General features: G+C 68.9%; 17 protein-coding genes. 7 read left to right on the top strand and 10 right to left on the bottom strand.

Annotated features, from left to right (window positions below; all coding sequences use genetic code 11):
* The first annotated feature begins 23 nt into the window (after window positions 1-23).
* The 4 genes from FMP39_RS05810 to FMP39_RS05825 all read left to right on the top strand — a co-directional run bounded on the left by FMP39_RS05810 (window position 24) and on the right by FMP39_RS05825 (window position 6,555).
* Window positions 24-1,235, top strand: coding sequence for an acetyl-CoA C-acetyltransferase (locus FMP39_RS05810; RefSeq protein ID WP_141589006.1), 1,212 nt, complete (start codon window positions 24-26; stop codon window positions 1,233-1,235).
* Window positions 1,236-1,275: 40 nt separating this feature from the next.
* Complete coding sequence (locus FMP39_RS05815; RefSeq protein ID WP_141589007.1) at window positions 1,276-3,453, top strand: 3-hydroxyacyl-CoA dehydrogenase NAD-binding domain-containing protein; 2,178 nt, start codon at window positions 1,276-1,278, stop codon at window positions 3,451-3,453.
* A gap of 23 nt (window positions 3,454-3,476) precedes the next feature.
* Window positions 3,477-4,883: an aldehyde dehydrogenase family protein gene (locus FMP39_RS05820; RefSeq protein WP_141589008.1), complete on the top strand. Its 1,407-nt coding sequence runs from the start codon at window positions 3,477-3,479 to the stop codon at window positions 4,881-4,883.
* A gap of 160 nt (window positions 4,884-5,043) precedes the next feature.
* A complete protein-coding gene (locus tag FMP39_RS05825) occupies window positions 5,044-6,555 on the top strand; it encodes an ABC transporter substrate-binding protein (RefSeq protein ID WP_141589009.1) in 1,512 nt (503 codons plus the stop codon).
* 476 nt (window positions 6,556-7,031) lie between these two features.
* Here the strand turns inward: FMP39_RS05825 and FMP39_RS05835 are convergent, their stop codons facing one another.
* Both FMP39_RS05835 and FMP39_RS05840 read right to left on the bottom strand, forming a co-directional pair.
* Complete coding sequence (locus tag FMP39_RS05835; RefSeq protein WP_141589010.1) at window positions 7,032-8,243, bottom strand: DUF1624 domain-containing protein; 1,212 nt, start codon at window positions 8,241-8,243, stop codon at window positions 7,032-7,034.
* Between the two features lie 350 nt (window positions 8,244-8,593).
* The gene (locus FMP39_RS05840; RefSeq protein WP_141589011.1) at window positions 8,594-9,073 is read right to left on the bottom strand and encodes a helix-turn-helix domain-containing protein; all 480 of its coding nucleotides are present in this window, start codon (window positions 9,071-9,073) and stop codon (window positions 8,594-8,596) included.
* On the opposite strand from FMP39_RS05840, the gene FMP39_RS05845 reads away from it, so the two are divergent.
* Window positions 9,036-10,013 (top strand): class I SAM-dependent methyltransferase, encoded by a 978-nt coding sequence (locus FMP39_RS05845; protein WP_305036061.1) that lies wholly within the window; start codon window positions 9,036-9,038, stop codon window positions 10,011-10,013. The genes FMP39_RS05840 and FMP39_RS05845 overlap by 38 nt on opposite strands.
* Before the next feature lie 45 nt (window positions 10,014-10,058).
* Here FMP39_RS05845 and FMP39_RS05850 read toward each other — a convergent pair whose 3' ends face one another.
* From FMP39_RS05850 to FMP39_RS05870, 5 genes are all read right to left on the bottom strand, one after another.
* Window positions 10,059-10,676 (bottom strand): hypothetical protein, encoded by a 618-nt coding sequence (locus FMP39_RS05850; protein ID WP_194858252.1) that lies wholly within the window; start codon window positions 10,674-10,676, stop codon window positions 10,059-10,061.
* Between the two features lie 86 nt (window positions 10,677-10,762).
* Window positions 10,763-11,326, bottom strand: a complete 564-nt coding sequence (locus tag FMP39_RS05855; RefSeq protein ID WP_141589013.1) for a response regulator transcription factor — start codon at window positions 11,324-11,326, stop codon at window positions 10,763-10,765.
* Window positions 11,323-12,633 (bottom strand): ATP-binding protein, encoded by a 1,311-nt coding sequence (locus FMP39_RS05860; protein WP_141589014.1) that lies wholly within the window; start codon window positions 12,631-12,633, stop codon window positions 11,323-11,325. Before FMP39_RS05860 ends, FMP39_RS05855 begins: the two co-directional genes overlap by 4 nt.
* Window positions 12,630-13,397 carry a hypothetical protein gene (locus FMP39_RS05865; RefSeq protein ID WP_141589015.1) on the bottom strand — a complete coding sequence of 256 codons (768 nt, stop codon included), beginning with the start codon at window positions 13,395-13,397 and terminating at the stop codon, window positions 12,630-12,632. The genes FMP39_RS05860 and FMP39_RS05865 overlap by 4 nt, the downstream gene beginning before the upstream one ends.
* Before the next feature lie 3 nt (window positions 13,398-13,400).
* Window positions 13,401-14,324, bottom strand: a complete 924-nt coding sequence (locus FMP39_RS05870; protein WP_194858253.1) for a transporter — start codon at window positions 14,322-14,324, stop codon at window positions 13,401-13,403.
* Between the two features lie 199 nt (window positions 14,325-14,523).
* Between FMP39_RS05870 and FMP39_RS05875 the strand changes: the two genes are divergently transcribed.
* Window positions 14,524-14,961, top strand: a complete 438-nt coding sequence (locus tag FMP39_RS05875; protein ID WP_141254211.1) for a DoxX family protein — start codon at window positions 14,524-14,526, stop codon at window positions 14,959-14,961.
* 58 nt (window positions 14,962-15,019) lie between these two features.
* Here the strand turns inward: FMP39_RS05875 and FMP39_RS05880 are convergent, their stop codons facing one another.
* From FMP39_RS05880 to FMP39_RS05890, 3 genes are read right to left on the bottom strand one after another with little or no spacing between them, the layout of a single operon-like run.
* On the bottom strand, window positions 15,020-15,439 hold the full coding sequence (locus FMP39_RS05880; RefSeq protein WP_141589017.1) for a hypothetical protein: 420 nt from the start codon (window positions 15,437-15,439) through the stop codon (window positions 15,020-15,022).
* A gap of 11 nt (window positions 15,440-15,450) precedes the next feature.
* Window positions 15,451-16,104: a Mov34/MPN/PAD-1 family protein gene (locus FMP39_RS05885; protein WP_141589018.1), complete on the bottom strand. Its 654-nt coding sequence runs from the start codon at window positions 16,102-16,104 to the stop codon at window positions 15,451-15,453.
* A 51-nt stretch (window positions 16,105-16,155) separates the two neighbouring features.
* On the bottom strand, window positions 16,156-17,058 hold the full coding sequence (locus FMP39_RS05890; protein WP_141589019.1) for a metallophosphoesterase: 903 nt from the start codon (window positions 17,056-17,058) through the stop codon (window positions 16,156-16,158).
* Window positions 17,059-17,341: 283 nt separating this feature from the next.
* Between FMP39_RS05890 and FMP39_RS05895 the strand changes: the two genes are divergently transcribed.
* Complete coding sequence (locus FMP39_RS05895; RefSeq protein WP_141589035.1) at window positions 17,342-18,502, top strand: PAS domain-containing sensor histidine kinase; 1,161 nt, start codon at window positions 17,342-17,344, stop codon at window positions 18,500-18,502.
* Window positions 18,503-18,555: the final 53 nt, after the last annotated feature.

The following is an 18,555-nucleotide window of genomic DNA, read 5'->3' on the forward strand; positions in this document are numbered from 1 at the left end:
TCCCCGTCCCAAGGAGGCTCTTCGTGAGCCAGGAAGCATTCATCTTCGACGCCGTCCGGACCCCTCGCGGCAAGGGCAGGAAAGGCGCGCTGCACGGCACCAAGCCCATCACGCTGCTCACCGGGCTGGTGGACGCGCTCAAGAAGCGTCACCCGAACCTCGACCCCCAGCGCATCGACGACGTCGTGCTCGGCGTCGTGTCGCCGGTGGGTGAGCAGGGCGCCGACATCGCCCGTACCCTGGTGCTGGCGGCGGGGCTGCCCGAGACGGTGGGCGGCGTGCAGCTCAACCGCTTCTGCGCGTCCGGCCTCACGGCGGTGAACATGGCCGCCCAGCAGGTGCGCTCGGGCTGGGAGCACCTGGTCATCGCGGGCGGCGTGGAGAGCATGTCGCGCGTGCCCATGGGCTCGGACGGCGGCGCCTGGGCCATGGACCCGGCCACGAACTTCGACACCTACTTCGTCCCGCAGGGCATCTCCGCGGACCTCATCGCCACCATCGAGGGCTTCACGCGCGAGGACGTGGACCGCTACGCGGCCCGTTCGCAGCAACTGGCGGCCCAGGCGTGGGCCGGCGGGTACTTCAAGAACTCCGTCGTCCCGGTGGTGGACCAGAACGGCCTCACCGTGCTGGACCATGACGAGCTCATGCGCCCGGACTCTACCGTGGCGTCGCTCGGCAAGCTCAACCCGTCCTTCTCCGTCATGGGCGAAGCGGGCGGCTTCGACGCGGTGGCCCTGCAGAAGTACCACTTCGTGGAGCGCATCGAGCACGTCCACACGCCGGGCAACTCGTCGGGCATCGTGGACGGCGCGGCGCTGGTGCTCATCGGCTCCGAGCAGGTGGGCAAGTCGCTGGGCCTCACGCCGCGCGCGCGCATCGCCGCGGTGGCCACGTCCGGCTCGGACCCCACCATCATGCTCACCGGCCCGATTCCGGCCACCCGGAAGCTGCTGGAGATTGCGGGCCTGTCGGTGAAGGACATCGACCTGTTCGAACTCAACGAGGCCTTCGCCTCGGTGGTGCTCAAGTACCAGAAGGACCTCGGCATTCCGGACGAGAAGCTGAACGTGAACGGCGGCGCCATCGCCATGGGGCACCCGCTGGGCGCCACGGGCGCGATGATTCTGGGGACGATGGTGGACGAGCTGGAGCGACGCAAGGCGCGCCGCGCGGTCATCACCTTGTGCGTCGGTGGTGGCATGGGCGTGGCCACCCTCATCGAGCGCGTCTGAGCTTCTCTTCCAACACTTCGACAGGATTCGAGCGAACCCCATGAGCGAGCAGAACACCATCCGCTGGGACAAGGACGCCGACGGCATCGTCGTCTTGACGTTGGATGACCCGAACCAGTCCGCGAACACCATGAACGCCGCGTACCTGAAGTCCATGCGCGCGATTGTGGACCGGTTGGTCAAGGAGAAGGACACCGTCACCGGTGTCATCCTCACCTCCGCGAAGAAGACCTTCTTCGCCGGTGGTGATTTGAAGGACCTGCTGAAGGTGCGCAAGGAGGACGCGAAGCAGGCCTTCGAGCTGGGGCAGGAAATCAAGGCGCAGCTGCGCACGCTGGAGACGCTGGGCAAGCCCGTGGTCGCGGCCATCAACGGCGCGGCGCTGGGCGGCGGGCTGGAGATCGCGCTCGCCTGCCACCACCGCATCATCGCGGACGTGAAGGGCGCCCAGGTGGGCCTGCCGGAAGTCACGCTGGGCCTCTTGCCCGGTGGCGGCGGCGTGGTGCGCACGGTGCGGATGCTGGGCATCGTGGACGCGCTGATGAAGGTGCTGCTCCAGGGCCAGCGCTACCGCCCGCAGGAGGCGAAGGAGGTCGGCCTGGTCCATGAGGTGGTGGACTCCGTGGAGGCGCTGCTGCCCGCGGCCAAGGCGTGGGTGAAGGCCCATCCCACCGCGCAGCAGCCGTGGGACCAGAAGGGCTACAAGATTCCGGGCGGCACGCCGTCGTCTCCGGGGCTGGCGGCGAACCTGCCCGCGTTCCCCGCGAACCTGCGCAAGCAGCTCAAGGGCGCGAACATGCCGGCGCCCCGCGCCATCATGGCCACGGCGGTGGAGAGCACGCAGGTGGACGTGGACACCGCGTTCACCGTGGAGTCGCGCTACTTCACCGAGCTCGTCACCGGGCAGGTCGCGAAGAACATGATTCAGGCGTTCTTCTTCGACATGCAGCACATCAACTCCGGTGGCGGCCGTCCCAAGGGTTACCCGCAGCACACCGCGAAGAAGGTGGGCGTGCTGGGCGCGGGGATGATGGGCGCGGGCATTGCCTACGTCTGCGCCAAGGCCGGCATCGACGTGGTGCTCAAGGACGTGAGCCTCGCGTCGGCGGAGAAGGGCAAGCAGTACTCCGTGAAGCTGGTGGAGAAGGCCATCCAGAAGGGCAAGTCCACGAAGGAGAAGGGGGACGCGCTGCTGGCGCGAATCCACCCCACCGCGGACGCCGCCGACCTCAAGGGGTGTGACCTCGTCATCGAGGCCGTGTTCGAGGACGTGAAGCTCAAGCACCAGGTCTTCCAGGAAGTGCAGGACGTGGTCGCCCCGGACGCGGTGCTCGGGTCCAACACGTCCACGCTGCCCATCTCCGTGCTCGCCGAGGGCGTGAAGCGGACGGAAGACTTCGTGGGCATGCACTTCTTCTCGCCCGTGGACAAGATGCCGCTGCTGGAGCTCATCGCGGGCAAGAAGACGAGCGACGCCACGCTCGCGAAGGCCATCGACATCGCGGTGCAGATTGGGAAGACGCCCATCGTCGTCAACGACAGCCGGGGCTTCTTCACCAGCCGCGTCATCGGCACCTTCCTCAACGAGGCCATCGCCATGGTGGGCGAGGGCATCTCGCCCGCCTCCATCGAGCAGGCCGGCCTCCAGGCGGGCTACCCCGCCGCCCCGCTCCAGCTGGTGGACGAACTCACGCTGACGCTGCCGCGCAAGATTCGTCAGGAGACGAAGGCGGCCCTCCTGGCGGAGGGCAAGCCCTGGACGGAGCACCGCAGCTACGCCGTGATGGACGCGATGATTGACCAGCACCAGCGCAAGGGCCGCTCCACGGGCGGCGGGTTCTACGACTACGTGGACGGCAAGCGCACGGGCCTGTGGGCGGGACTGGCGCAGCACTTCACCAAGCCCGGCCACACCATCCCCTTCGAGGACATGAAGGAGCGGATGCTGTTCGCCGAGGCCATCGACACGGTGCGCTGCTTCGACGAAGGCGTGCTGCGCTCCGCTGCGGACGCGAACATCGGCTCCATCCTCGGCATTGGCTTCCCGGCGTGGACGGGCGGGGTGGTGCAGTTCATCAACGGCTACGAGGGCCGGACGGGCAACGGGCCGCGGGGCTTCATTGCCCGCGCGCGTGAGCTCGCACAGCGCTACGGTGCGCACTTCGAGCCGCCGGCGTCGCTCGTCGAGAAGGCCGAAAGAGGCGAACTCTTGAAGTAGCAGCTCACACAAGGAGAGGTCCGATGACGCAGGGCTCCAGTCGTCTCGCCGCCGTTCCACCTTCGTTCGATGCGAAGGCGCTCGTCGAGAAGCAGCGAGCCCGTTTCGAGACCCGTGCCACGCTGCCGCTGGCGTGGCGACGGGAGCAGTTGCAGGTGCTCGAACGGGCGGCACGCAAGTATGAGGCGGAGATTCTCGCCGCCCTGCAGTCGGACCTCTCCAAGAGCCCCGAGGAGGCCTACCTCACGGAGGTGGGCAGCATCTACGGGGAGCTGAAGGACGCGCTGAAGAACGTGAAGGCGTGGATGGCGCCGCGCAAGGGGGCGGCGCCGCTCGCCATCCAACCCGCGCGCGTCTGGCAGTACTCGGACCCGCTGGGCGTGACGCTCATCATCTCCCCGTGGAACTACCCCTATCAGCTGGCGATTGCTCCGCTCATCGGGGCGCTCGCCGCGGGCTGTACCGCCGTGCTGAAGCCCAGCGAGCTGTCCCCGGCGACGTCCGCCGTGCTCGCGCGGATGCTGAAAGAAGCCTTCCCCGAGGACGTCGTCGCCGTCGTGGAAGGCGGCGCGGAGGTGAGCCGGGCCCTGCTCGACGAGCGCTGGGACCTCATCTTCTTCACCGGCGGTCCCCAGGTGGGCCGGGTGGTGGCGGAAGCCGCGGCGAAGCACCTGACGCCCACCGTGCTGGAGCTGGGCGGCAAGAGCCCCTGCATCATCGACAAGAGCGCGGACCTGGAAGTCACCGCGCGCCGCATCGCCTGGGGCAAGTACCTCAACGCCGGGCAGACCTGCATCGCCCCGGACTACGTGCTCATTCCGCCCGAGCTCAAGGGCCGCTTCACGGAGCTGGTCCAGAAGGCCGTCACCAGCTTCTACGGCGCGAACGCGCGTGAGAGCCGCGACTATGGCCGCATCATCAGTTCGCGGCACTTCGAGCGCGTCTCGAAGCTGGCGCAGGACGGGACCGTGGCCGTTGGCGGTGAGCGGGACGCGGACAGCCGCTTCTTCGCGCCCACCGTCATCACCGACGCGCCGCTGTCCAGCCCGCTGATGCAGGAGGAGATTTTCGGGCCCCTGCTGCCGCTGGTGGACTGTCCGAGCATCGACGAGGCCATCCGCTTCGTCCGCGCGAGGCCGAAGCCGCTGGCGCTCTACACCTTCTCCAAGGACGCGGCGGTGAACGAGCGCGTCCTCACGGAGACGTCGAGCGGCGGCGCGGTGGCCAACGACGTGTGCGTCCACTTCGCCGCGAAGGGCCTGTCCTTCGGCGGCGTGGGGGAGTCCGGCAGCGGCGGCTACCACGGTCAGGCCAGCTTCGACGCCTTCAGCCACCGAAAGGGTGTGGTGAAGCGGCCCTTCCTGCTCGACATGAAGCTGCGCTACCCGCCCTACACGGGGAAGCTGGACCTCTTCAAACGCTTCCTGTGACACGGAGGCCGTTGCCGGGCTCATCTGCCGACAAGCGCGTTTGTTTTCATATCCCCGAGGGAAAGTTGGAGTCGAAGCGCTCCCGGAAAAGTCAGACCGACCCGGTATGAATCTCCCTGCGCGGCGCTATTCGTGCGTCGCCGAAAGGGTTGCCTTCACAATGAAGATGTCATTGATTTCCCTCGGGCTTTTGGCCGGCATGACAGGGGTCGGCTGCGCGGGGCTCGACGAGGCCGAGGCGGTGGACTCCTCCGTATCGACGGACGCGACCTCCCAGGTCACCCAAGACCTGGTCACCCATGTCACCGGTACCAGCCCGGTCACCTTCGTCGCCACGTCGGGCAACGAGACGAAGCCTTACGACCAGTCCGCCACGTCGGTGGTGGCATACCTGCGGGACTCATCGACGGGGGCGTTCACGGCCTATCCGGGCACGGGCTCTGCGGACGGCACCATCTCCGTGCCGAACGTCCCTTCCGGCCGCATCTACCTGAAGCTGGGCTCGCGCTACCTGGTGAGCACCGGCCGCGCGTTCGATCTGGGCTCCACGGAGTGGGGCCGCGATGGCACCTTCGCCTCGCTGCCCACTCCCGTGACGGTGTCCGCCACCGGGTTGTCCCCCTGGCAGCCGGGGGACTTCCTGGACATGTATTCGTTGAACGCGGGTGCGTTCGGCTACATGGGCGGCGCCGCCACGGGGCGCCCCCTGGCGGGCGCCACGTCGCTCTCCGGGCTGAGCTTCGATTACGCCCACATGCTCAACCCGGTGCTGCTCGACAGCAGCCTCGGGGATGTGTTCTCGCTCGCGCAGATGCGGTTGCAGACGAGCGCGAATGGAGTGCCCTACCGCGCGATGCACAAGGTGCTCAACGCGAGCATGACGCAGGTGGAGGGCCAGCCCACCACCGTCAACGGAACCTTCACCCAGCCCGTCGCGACAGGCACCTTCGAGGTGGACTGGAGACGCTCGGCCTTCGAAGCCATGCGCACCCAGGTGAACCCGGGCGCGGTCAGCACGTACAACGAGATCTGGATGTCCGCTCGGCCGGCCGCGCTGAGCTCGGCGTTCGCGTCCATCAGCGGGCCGCCACTGCTCGTGAAGCTCAATCCTGACGCGCAGCGGACCGACATCGTCACGGGGAGCATGACCTACAACAACCCGCTCCCGGCGGCGTGGCAGAAGGTGGCGACCGCCGTCGCGGGCTTCACCCACAGCTACGCGCTGGGAACCGCGACGCCCTACACCATGAGCGTGGACATCCGCGTGGAGCAAGAGGCGAGCGCGTTCACCGCCGCGCCCGTGGAGCCCCTCGTCGGGCCGGTGCAGGCGCCCCTGGTGAACACGCGCGGCGCGTTCCAGAACCTCACGGGCGTGGGGACCGACGCCTCGCTGCGCTGGTCGAAGCCGCTGATCGGCACGGCCACGAACTACGTGGTGAACATCTACCGGCTCGGCACGAGCAACGGCTCCACCACCGCGACGCGCGTGGCGATGCTGCACACGGATCTCCAGAGCGTGTACCTGCCCCCGGACGTGCTGCGGGCGGGCGGGACGTACTTCGCGGAAATCCAGAGCTGGTACCAGCCCGGCTCAAGTCTCGCGACGAGCCCGTTCAAGCGCTCGCTGCCTCGAGGCCGCGCCAGCGTGCTCACCGGCATGTTCAGCCCGTAGACGTTGAAGTCCAGGGAAGGAAGGGAGCCCGCTCCCTCTCTTCCTCATGAGCCGCATCGCTTCAGCGAGGCTCAGATTCGGCTTTCGCCATTCTGCTGGGGCGCAAGGCAGAATGGCGGGGGGGATGCGCGGACGGGGGTAGATAGCTCATGCGCGCAACCCTTCAGTTGCTGATGGGCATTGTGACAACAGGCGACTGGTCGGCTTCCGGGTGAAGGCTGAGAGTACGCAGCGCGCTGGGGATTTCCGGTGTGGGCTCGCGTCCGTTGGCCGCTGGTGGGAATCGCGTAGGGTGGATGGATGGCTTCGAAGCGCGTTCTCACCGTCACCGAAATCGGGCCCGGTACCTCGGCGCTCCAGGCCGCGTTCTGCGACTACGTGCCGCGAGTCTTCACCCGCGCTGGCGGGGACTGCCGTCCCCCCGCGAGGCGAACCTCTTCCCCGTCATGGCGCGGACCTGAGCCCGGGGCCGATTGTCAGAGGTAGCTCATCCAGGGGCTGGAGGAGCGGGCCTTCAGCGCGGCGAAGGCGCGGCAGGCGAACCACATGGGCACCGTCGTCAGCAGCGCCATGAGCCAGAGTGCGCTGACATTCGGCAGGCTGAACAGCGCGCCCTGGTTGGGACCGAAGGTGAGCAGCGCGAGCTTGTTCATCGCGTGCAGCAGGTACAGGTGGACGACGTAGAAGAACAGCGGCGCGGCGCCGAACACCGCCAGGGTGGATGTCAGTGACGCAGGCGCTTTGTCCAGCAGCGCCAGCAGGCCCGCGCCCACGCCGAGCGTCAGCAGCAGGAAGTCGAGCGACGGCGGGTACTTCGTCAGATTGACGAAGGACATGACCGTTTCCATCGGCGTAGCGCCGGGCGACCACGGCACGGGCTCGCCGTAGACGTTGATGAGGCGGAGCAGCACGAAGAGGCCCACCGATGACGCGGACGCCAGAAGCAGGCGGCGGCGCCTCACCGCTGGGGCGACCTGGGACGAGAACCACGGTCCCACCGCGAAGCCCAGCGCGATGACGCCCATCCACGGCAGGACGGGGTAGGACGTCTTGAGCTGCGCGCCCCACGGAAGGGCGATGAAGCCCCGGTCATGCAGCAGCGCCCACAGGGCCTGTCCCGGCTGGCCCGCTTCGAAGTGAATCGGGTCGAGCAGGTTGTGGCCGAAAATCACGAGCAGCGCGAAGGTGAGCAGCGCGGGGCGTGGCAGGTAGAGCAGGGCGGACAGCACCATCATCGACAGGCCAATCGCGCCGATGACCTGGAAGTAATAGGTCCGGGGCAGGAGCGTGAAGGTCCAGGCGAAGTTGATGACGGTCAGCTCCAGCACGAGCAGGAAGAGGCCGCGCTTGAACAGGAAGCTGGAGGCGGCTTGGCGCCCTCCGTGCCGCTGGCCATAGAGCCAGGCCGCCACGCCCGTCAGGATGACGAACACGGGCGCGCAGAGGTGTGCGGCGAACCGCGTGAAGAAGAGGCTGGGCGGCGTGGTGGATATCACCACCGGGTCGCTCACCTGTGCGTGCAGGTAGAAGTACTCCCGCACGTGGTCGACAATCATCAGCGCCATGACCAGCCCTCGGAGGGCGTCGATGCCGACGATGCGGCGGCCCTTGGCGCCCACCGTCTCACGCGACGAAGCAGCGGAAGGGGCGGCGAAGTCGGGGAGTGGGGTCTGAGCGAGTTGTGTCATCGCGAGCGAGGGGAGAAGGCCATCCTCGCGGTGGCTCGTGGAACATGCATGCGCTCCTGGCCCTGGCCTGCTGCCCTGGTAACGCCCGCGGGGTCTGCGTTGGATAGCAGGGGCATGTCCCGCATGCAGGAGGAAAGCAGCGGGAAGAATCCCCGTTCTTCCTCGAGGGCGCGGAGTATTGGAGTGTTTATTGTATTTGCATCATAGTGGCGATTAGCGGGGCTTGCTCAGTCGCCGACGCATCCTTGGGCGCGCGTCCATGCGAGCCAGCCGCATGACGCCTGCTCCCTGTGTTGCGTGCCGCAGCCGCTCGCGAGTCTCCCTGCCCGCGCGCCCACGGACGGCGCCACCTAATCGTGCGCCGGACGTGATGGGGCTTGCTTCCGGCGGCGCGTGCGTCCGCCTTCGCTCCCGTGCGACGCGTGCGCCCGCTTTTGTCTGGAGGCCGTGGCAGTCGCCAGGAGCTGGCGAAACCTGGGGCATGCCATGTGGCTCGGCGCGGGACAGTTCGCCGCGTGCCGCAAGCCATCACGCATGGCGCTCAGCCGCCGGATGGTGCTGTCGAGCTCCTCGGCCTTCGCGGTCAGCAGCTCCCGGTCAATGCGCGGTTGTCCGTCCGGCGCGAACATCCGAGCCAGCTCATCCAGTGAGAAGCCGGCTTCGCGTCCCAGGGCGATGAGTGCGAGCCGCTCCAACACGTCCGGGTTGAACAGGCGGCGCAGGCCTCGCCTGCCCGTCGAGGAGAGCAGGCCCTTGGCCTCATAGAAACGTAGCGTCGAGGCAGGAACGCCCGTGCGCCGGGCCACCTCGGTGATGTCCAGGTCTCTCACCCTGTTGACCTCAAGTCGACTTGAACTGGCACTGTACGGCCTTCATTTCTTGAAGGCATGTGAAGGGAGACGCGCGATGGCATCTGGTCACCAGCCCCCGGAGGGGCAGGCAGCGCTTTGGAATGGCCCCGCGGGACAGGCCTGGGTCGATAGCCGGGACCTGCTCGAAGGGATGTTCAAGCCGTTCGAGGACCTGCTCGTCGACGCTGTCCAAGCCCGCGGCGCGCGTCAGGTGCTCGACGTGGGCTGTGGGACGGGCGGCACGACGCTCGCCGTCGCGCGGCGGCTCGGCGCCCAGGGACACTGCGTCGGCATCGACATCTCCGCGCCCATGCTCGCGGCGGCGCGGGCCCGGGCCGAAGCGGAGCATGTGGCCGCCAGCTTCATCGAGGCCAACGCGGAGCATCACGCTTTCGAGCGAGGGCGCTTCGACATGGTGATTTCACGCTTCGGCGTGATGTTCTTCGACGATGCCGTCCGGGCCTTCGTGAACCTGAGACGTTCCGCAAGGGAGAATGCCGGGCTGAGCTTCATCGCCTGGCGAAGTCCCTCGGAGAACCCGTTCATGACGACCGCTGAGCGGGCCGCGGCGCCCCTCCTTCCAAACCTGCCCGCCCGCCAGCCGAACGCGCCGGGCCAGTTCGCCTTCGCGGATGGGGAGCGGGTCCATCGCATCCTGGAGCAGAGCGGCTGGATGGACATCGGCATCCACCCCATTGATGTCACCTGCACCCTGCCCGAGCAGGGGTTGCTCCAGTATGTGACCCGGCTCGGGCCTGTCGGCCGCGTGCTTCACGAAGCCGACGAGAGGACCCGGACTCACGTCATCGAAACCATCCGCGCCGCCTTCGAGCCCTATGTGCACGGCGACGAGGTGCGGTTCACCGCCGCTTGCTGGCGGGTCGAAGCGCGCGCTCCCGTTGAGGCCCTCTCTGCGTGACATGACGGCGGCTCCCTGAAGGCCGCCGTCACCAGTCTGGGAGGACTACTGCTGCCGGCCCTCGATGGCGCACATGAGCACCGCCGCCGCGATGCCGAACCGCCGGTCCAGCTGGCGGTCGGTGTCCATGGAGAAGTCCAAATCAATCTTCTGGATGAACGGGTTGAAGCGCTGGTGGAAGGCGAGCACCTGGTTGAGGCCGATTGTCCCGGTGAAGGACTGGGGAATCAGCGCGGTCAGGAAGCGGCGCACCAGCGCCAACATCATGCTGTCCTCTTCAATCTTCCCCACCTCCTGGTCATTCGCGTCCAGCACCAGCCACTGGTCGCGAAGGATGGAGCGCAGGCCCTTGCGGCGCAGCGCGCCCACGCGCTCGCCCGTGGTGGCATCCGTCACGTCGTACGTCATGCCGAAGTCGAGGATGCCGCGCGCCTTGATGGTGAGCAGCTCCTCACGCATCTCCTCGTCGGTGTAGATGCGGATGTCTTCCTTCAACTTGAAGGCCTTCAGCTTCGAGTAGAAGGCGAGGTTGCCCGCCTCGTCGTAGATGTGGAACGCGTCGCCGAACAGCTTGAAGAACTTGCGGCGAATCATGTAGCGCGCCTGGCCGAAGCGGCCGGGGGCCAGGTGGCTGGGAGGACGGGTCTGGAGTGCGGTCGACATTCCGCCACCCATAGCAAAGGTCCCCAGTGACTGGCACGGGGCCTCGCTCGCTGCGAGTCCGGTAATTCCCGGGAGGCGTGAGCGTTTCAGCGGGAAGGCGGGTACTTCTGCAGCTTGCGCTGGAGCGAGCGCCGGTGGATGCCCAGCTTGCGCGCCGCCTCGGAGATGTTGCCGCCGCAGTCCGCCAGCACGCGGTTGATGTGTTCCCACTCGGCGCGCGCCAGGGACGGGGCCTCGAAGCTTTCCGATGTCGCGACGGAGGGTTCGCCGGACGCACGCGCGAAGGCCGCGAGCAGGTCGTCCGCGTCCGCGGGCTTCGGGAGGTAGTTCACCGCGCCCAGCCGGATGGCATCCACCGTGGTGGCGATGCTTCCGTAACCCGTGAGGACGACGACGCGCGTGGAGGCATCCACCGCGAGCAAGTCCCTCACCACCTCCAGGCCGCTGCGGCCCGGCATGCGCAGGTCCACCACCGCGTACTCAGGCGACTCGCGGCGCGCGGCGGCAAGGGCCTCGTCGTAGTCCCCCGCGGTGGTGACGTCCCAGCCGCGCTCGCGGAAGGCGCGGGCCAGCCGCTCGCGCAGGGTGGAATCGTCATCCACCAGCAGCAGGCTGGGGCGCTGCTCCGTGCCCGCGCTCGCGATGCTCATGGCGCGCCCTCCGTCACCGGCAGCGAGAGGCTCGCCGTGGTGCCCCGGCCCGGCGTCGAGCGCAGCTCCAGGGAGCCGCCCAGTTGCTCCACCAGCGTGCGCGCCAGGAAGAGCCCCAGGCCCATTCCTTCGCCCGGTGGCTTGGTGGTGAAGAAGGGCTCGCCCGCCCGGGACAACACGTCCGCCGCCATCCCCGTGCCCGCGTCGCGCACCTCCAGCAGGGCACCTTCGCCGCGCGCTTGCACGCGCAGCTCCACGGGACGTGACACCTGCGACGCCTGGAGCGCGTTCTTCACCAGCCCGCGCAGCACCCGGGCCAGCGCCCGGGGCGGGCCGTGGACGCGCCAGTCGCGGGCCTCGGTGGGCAGGTCGACCGTCACGCGCTCCGCGCCGGGAAGCTCCGCCAGCATGTCCTCCACCAGCCGGCCCAGGGGCACGGGGTGGAAGGGCTCACCCGTCGTCTGCCCGGCGTCCGCGGACATCTGCACCAGGACGTCGCGGCAGCGGTCCACCTGCTGGCGGATGAGGCGCAAATCTTCGCGAACGGACTCGGAGGTGCCCGCGATGGCCAGCGCGCGCTCCACCTCCTTGGTCACCACGGCGATGGTGGACAGCGGCGTGGACAGCTCGTGCGCGGCGCCCGCGGCGAGCGTCGCCAGCGAGGCCACCTTCTCCCGCCGCGCGTGCAGCGCGCGCGCCTGCGCCAGCTCCTGCTCCCGCGCCCCGAGCGCCCGCGTGACGCGCTGGACGAAGTAGACGATGAAGCCCGCGGCCACGGCGAAGGCCACCCACATGCCGTTGATGTGCAGCCGCATCAGCTCCGCGTGGTCCGGCCGCAACAGGCCCGCTGGCAGCTCCACGTCCTGCAACACGAACAGCGAGCCGAAGGCGGTCAGCGTGAAGCCGAGCAGGCCCCACATCCACCGCGAGGGCAGCAGCACGGTGCCCAGCGCCACGTTCACCAGGTAGAGCGTGGTGAAGGGGTTGTGCGTGCCGCCGCTGAGGGCCAGCAAGCCGGTGAGCACCAGCGTGTCCCACAGCATCAGCTTGCCCAGGGTGCCCTCCGTCACCCGTAGGCCGCGCGCCAGCCACGCCCGCACCGACACGTTGGTCAGCGCCTCCAGGCCCAGCAGCGCGGAGAGCTCCGGTATCGGCAGCGCCAGCTCCAACCCGAAGGCCGCCACACCGATGACGAGCGTCTGGCCCAATAGCAGGCCCCATCGCAAGCGCAGCAGCCACTCCAGGTTGATGCGGGCCCGGGAGTCGGGCTCTGGGAGCGGCGGGGCGGCTTGGGGCGGAGGCGTCATGGTGCGACGGAGGATGGAGGCACCACCGAGCGGGCCACGTTGCCCACCAGGTCCACGTTGGCGGGCGGCTGCTCGGCGCTGACGCCATCCAGCCACGTATCCCACGAGAGCGCAAAGACGAGCTGCGTGTGAGGCGTGGCTTCCGACAGCGTCACCCACTCCAGTAGCACGTCCACCGAGGCGCGCGTCTGGAAGCTCACCTCGAAGGGCTGGGGCTCGCTGTCCTGTCCGGTGCTCAGGGTGCCGCGCAGGTGCAGGCTGCGGCCCACCATGTCCACCGGCGCGTCGCCCTGGGCGGCGGCGGCCAGTCCTTGCGCGTCGTTGCCCGCGGGCTCGAAGTTGAGGCGCGCGTGGCAGTAGCGGCCCGGCGGCGGGTGCACCGCGCCCAGCGGAATGACCGTCCCATCCGCGCTGCCCAGGTTCACGACGTGGGCGGTGTCCAGCCGTGTGGGGTGGGTCACCGTGTGGTGGGCCCACGCCGTGCCCACGGGGGACAGCTGACGCAGGAAGCGTTTCCAGCCGACCTCCGCGCAGGGGAGCAGCTCCACGCTGCCCAGCGTGACGAAGCCGCTGGTGAGGACGGCGCGGGTGCCCTGGTCGTTCATGAGCTCGCGCTCGCCGGCCGCGCCCGAGATGGGCCGCGCCCGGGCGGTGATGAGCGCGAGGTCGAGCGTCATGCCGTCCTGGACGTTGGTGCCGCCGCAGCCGGAGAGAGACAGGAGCGCGGCGGCGCCCACGGTGACGGGCTTGAGGAAGGAGCGCATGGTTCAGAGGTCGTAGGCGACGGACAACATCGCGATGGGCGTGGGGACGACGCGGCCACGCAGTTGGTTGATGAAGGGCACGCGCACGCCCGCCGCGACGACGACGTCCATGCCCGGGCTGAAAATCACGTCGGGAGATGCGTAGCCGATGAATCCGCCCGTGTGCTCATGGCGCTCGCTGTCCGTGTGGCCCTGGTGTTCGCCTTTCGAGTCGGCCGGCGCTTCCAGGCGGCTGTCGAAGCCCAGGCGCAGGGCCCAGCGGGCCGATGGCTGGTATTGCGCGGCGAGCGTGGTGCGGAGGGAGACGCCCGCGCGGAAGCCTTGGATGCCGCGCGTGGGGAAGAAGCCGGTGGCGCTGGCCAGGAAGGACCAACTGCCGCGGAAGTGTTGATAGGCGAGACCGGCCAGTGGATCCACGGAGCCGCTGCCGAGCTGACTGTCCAGGGCCAACTGGGTGCCGTCCGGGCCGCGCAGCACGGGCGCGGTGGGGAGCTTCACGCCGCCCAACACGCTGAACAGGTGGTCCGCGGAGAAGGCCTTGTCCTGGAAGAGGAACACCTTCGCGGCGACCTCCACGTCGCCAATGCCCCAGCCGCGGTCCCGGGCGAGGCTGACGTGCCGCACCTCGCGGGCCTGCAGGGGCAGGGTGGCGGAGAGGAACAGCCAGGGGAGCGGCGCGTAGGCCACCGCCAGGTCCATGCGCGCCTCGCGCAGGCGCAGGGCGTCCACCCCTTCCTCGCCGACCGTGTGGCCCCAGCCCCGGACGGTGGAGGACACGCGCAGGCGGCCGGAGAACGGCTGCTCGGTGCCCATGGACATGAGCGTGGGGTCGCCACAGGCGCAGGTGGCGCAGGCCCAGGCGCTCGAGGTGGGGACGAGCAGCAGGGCGCTGGACAACAGGAGGGTGACGGTGAGGGCGTTCTTCACGGCCCGGGCACCATACGTGCTGGCCTGGAGGCCCGCGTGTGGCGTGTTGTCGCAGCGTGCCGTGGCCTCAAGGGGCTGGCGGCGCAGGGCGAGCGGCTAGGCGAGCGGCCGGTGTCACGCAGGAATCGATGCTCAATTTGAGAATGACGACGTCCTGCCAGCGTTGAGGGGCTGGGAGGAGGGACGACAGGGAGGATTCATGGGCGTGCTAGCGCCGATTGGCCGGCTGCTCTTTTCGGCCATCTTCATCACCAGCGGCCTGAACCACTTCTTCCAGTTGGAGGCGCTGACGGGCGTGGCCCAGGCGTCCGGGGTGCCGGAGCCGCGCATGGCGGTGCTGGGGTCCGGCGTGGCGCTGGTGGTGGGCGGCTTGTCCGTGCTGCTGGGCGTGTTCGCTCGCCTGGGCGCGGCGGCCATCGCCATCTTCCTGCTGTCCGCCGCCTTCATGGTCCACAGGTTCTGGCTGGTGACGGACCCGGTGCAGGCGCAGGACCAGCTCATCCACTTCATGAAGAACCTCTCCATGGCGGGAGGCGCGCTGTTCATCGTCTACTTCGGGTCCGGGCCCTTCAGCCTGCGGCGCAAGAAGGCGGAAGGGCTGGGGAGCGGGAGGCTGGGCGTTCCGCTGCGGCCTTGAGGCTCAGGGCGTGGGGGCGCTGACGGCCGGGGCCTCCGCGCATCTGCGTTGGGAATCCTCAGCGCTGGACCGCAAGGATTCGCCAGGTCTTCGAGTCGATCGCATACCGCGCCCCCATGTCGTAGGGGGCACCCTTTCTCTCGCATGCGTCGGGGTCCAGCGAGATGCTCACGAGGATGATTCCGCCTTCGTACGGAGCCGCTGTCACGTCGTAGGACTCTCGCCGATAGAGGCACTCCCCTCCGGGCCGGTCGCCCGGCGGGAGCTTCAGGTCCCATGGCAGGTAGTCCTCCATGGCGAGCTGGACAGCCTGGGCCAGGGGGCGCCGGATGATGACGCGTCCCTCTTCCGGCATTCCAACGGGGAGCTCGAACCTCGAGGCTTCCTCCGCGGGCGCGTGGACAGGACGAGGCGGCTTCTTGAAGAGGGCGCATGCCGCGAGCGTGCACAGGCACATCAGGGGCAACCACTTTGGCATGATGTCTCCTGTCAGTCCTCGCGTCCGACGGGGGTGATGAAGCCGAACGGTTTGTCTGCGGGCTTGATGAGCCCGATGCGGACCCATTGCTTCCCTCGACGCGAGTAGACCTCGCCGGGCCTGTCTACATCATCCAGGTGGGGGATCAGCTTCTGGATGTGGCACGCCGAATCGAACTGAATCTTGATGAGCCAGAGTTGATTGGCTGCGCGCCGGTCCGGCTCGGATAGCGGCGAAGGGTGCCAGGGATGACTGTGGTAGTCGGCGAGGATGGAGAGGGACCGGGCCTCGGGGTCGATGACCTTGCGAACGGGGAAGCAGGACTTCTTCGTCGCTTCCCTGCGCAGTTGCCATCGGCCGAGGGGAGAGGGATGGCTGACGCGGTAGATGCCGTCGCCTCGGGAGTAGATGAGGCCGCAGTATTCCTGTCCGTAATCCCTGTCGGTCGCGCCCGGAAGCTTCATGATGGCGGGGCACAGGCGGTCGATGACGTCATCCACGTCCCGGGATGGCTCGACGGCAGACCATGGACCTCTGGCCCAGACATAGTCCGAGTCGTCGCTGATGAAGCCGTAGTGCTCCGTCTCGTGGGCCTTGCGAGGAACGCTTTCACAAGCAAGGCACACGAGGAGCAGGGATGCAGGCCACCAGAGCCTCGGGTGCATGCCCCCTGCTTAGGAGATGCGCGGCGGGCTCGCAAGCCAGGCTGGCGTGCGCTACCCGGCGCTGACGGCGGCCTGTCGCAGCGTGAAGAAGGCCACCTCCGGCTCGCTGCCCCGGCGCAGGTAGGGGCCGCCGAAGCCGAAGCCCAGGCCCCGGTTCACGTACAGCTGGTTGCCATTCACGTGGTAGTGGCCGCGGATGTACGGCTGGCCCGCGCGGCGGAAGAGGGCCTCCGTCAGGCCGCGCACCACGAACTGGCCGCCGTGCGTGTGCCCGGAGAACTGCACCAGCCCCGCGTGCGCCGGCAGCTTCTCCGCCGTGGGCGGCGTGTGGGCCAGCACCAGCCGCGTGCCGGACACCGGCGCACCCCGGAAGGTGGCCTCCACGTCGTCCCGGCCGGTGAGCCCGTCGTCGATGCCCAGCACCGTCACCGGCGCGCCCTTCACGTGCACCTGGCGGTGCTCATTCTGCAGCACCGTGTAGCCCATCCGCTCGAAGGACTCGCGCAGGTACGGCGCGTTCACCCAGTGGTCATGGTTGCCCATCACCACGTAGACGGGGCCCTTGATGCCAGCCAGCAGCTCGCGCACGCGCGGCAACGGCTTGGGGCTGTGCGTGACGTAGTCGCCGGTGAGGAACACCAGGTCCGGCTTCTCCTCGTTGACCGCCTCCACCGCGCGGCGGATGCGCAGCGCAGAGGTGGCCTGCCCCACGTGCACGTCCGACAGCTGCGCGATGCGCAGGCCGTCATGCTCGGCGTGCATGTGCTGGACCATCAGCACGTTCTCCGAAAGGGAGAAGTGGTCCCGCCAGCGCAGGCGCCGCTCCGTGCGGAAGGGGTCGGCTCCGCTGCGCGCGACCAGCGCATTGCGCCCGTCCTCCTGCAGGTTCCGCCGGAAGCTGTTGGCCGGGGCTGCCAGGGGGGCGTCACGACGGGCGAGACGTCTCAGGCGCATGCGGTTCGGTTCCTTTCGGTGCCGGGGACGGCGTGAGGGCTCGATTGTAGCGAGCCTGGCGAGGTGGGTTGAAGCAGGTGTCCCTCGCACGCCTGCCCAGCCAGCGGCCGGCGCTCAAGGTGCGTGGAAAACCCGCGCGATTTCAGGAAGATTCCGAAGCGTCATCAGGCATCCTTCCGTCATTGGACAGACGTCCGGGGGGCGTGCAGTGACGGTGACCGTTGGGATGGCTACAGAAGGTGGAGGAATCGCCACGCCCCCTTCCGGCGGCGGTTCGCGGCCGGTGGAGCTGGCCGAGCTCATGTCCACGGTGCCGCTGGGCATGGCCATCATCGACCGCGAGCTGCGCTTCGTCGAGGTGAGCGACGCCATGGCCGCCATGCATGGCGTGTCGCGCGAGGCCCACCTGGGCCAGCCCATGGTGGAGGTGCTGCGCGCCGAACCCTCCGCGGCCGACGTCGTGCGCCGCGTCCGCCGCGTGCTGGAGACGGGCGTGGCGCTGGAGGGCGTGGAAATCATCCACCGCGAGTCGGGCGCCCACGGCGAGCGCACCCGCGTCTACCGCGCCAGCTACCACCCCGTGCGCCGTGATGGCGCCATCGTCGCCGCGTGCATCTACGTGGAGGACATGACGGAGCGCCGCCGCGTGGAGGCCCAGCGCGACGCGGGCGCGGCCCGGGAGCGCTCGGTGCGCGAGCAGGCGCTGCGCGAGACGCAGGAGGCCGTGCGCGCCCGGGATGAGTTCCTCAGCGTGGCGGCCCACGAGCTGCGCACGCCCCTCACCAGCCTGCGCCTGCACCTCCAGTTGCTGCTGCGCCAGGTGGGCGGCTCGAACCAGGAGCCGCCCGCGGAGCTGGCGCCAAGGGCCCGCGTGCTGGACCGCCAGTTGTCGCGGCTGGTGGGGCTGGTCAACACGCTGCTGGATGTGTCGCGGCTGGCCGCGGGCCGGCTGTCGCTGGAGCCTCGGGAGCTGGACCTGGCGCAGATGGTGCGGCAGATGGCGGAGGCCTTCTCCGAGGAGTTCACCCGCGCCGGCAGCACGTTGTCGCTGCACGTGGACGGACCGCTGCTGGGCGAATGGGATTCGCTGCGCCTGGAGCAGGTGCTGGTGAACCTGCTCTCCAACGCCGTGAAGTACGGCGGAGGCCAGCCGGTGGAGGTGTCGCTGGCCAGCGAGGGCCCCACGGCGGTGCTCGCCGTGAAGGACCAGGGCATCGGCATCTCCGAGGACGGCATGGCGCGCCTGTTCGGCAAGTTCGAGCGCGCGGTGTCGGAGCGGCACTACGGCGGCCTGGGCCTGGGCCTCTACATCACCCGTCAAATCGTGGAGGCCATGGGCGGCAGCATCACCGTGCGCTCCGCGCAGGGAAAAGGCTCCACGTTCATCCTCCGCCTGCCCACGCGGCCCCCGGTGCCCACCAAGGCCGCCGCGGGCGCGCGGTAGCTTCAAGACGCGAACCCCCGGGGCGCCCGTGCGTGGCACCCCAGGGGCTTCCT

Origin of the sequence: Myxococcus sp. AB056 (genome assembly GCF_006547365.1) — a bacterium.
Lineage (GTDB): Bacteria > Myxococcota > Myxococcia > Myxococcales > Myxococcaceae > Myxococcus > Myxococcus virescens.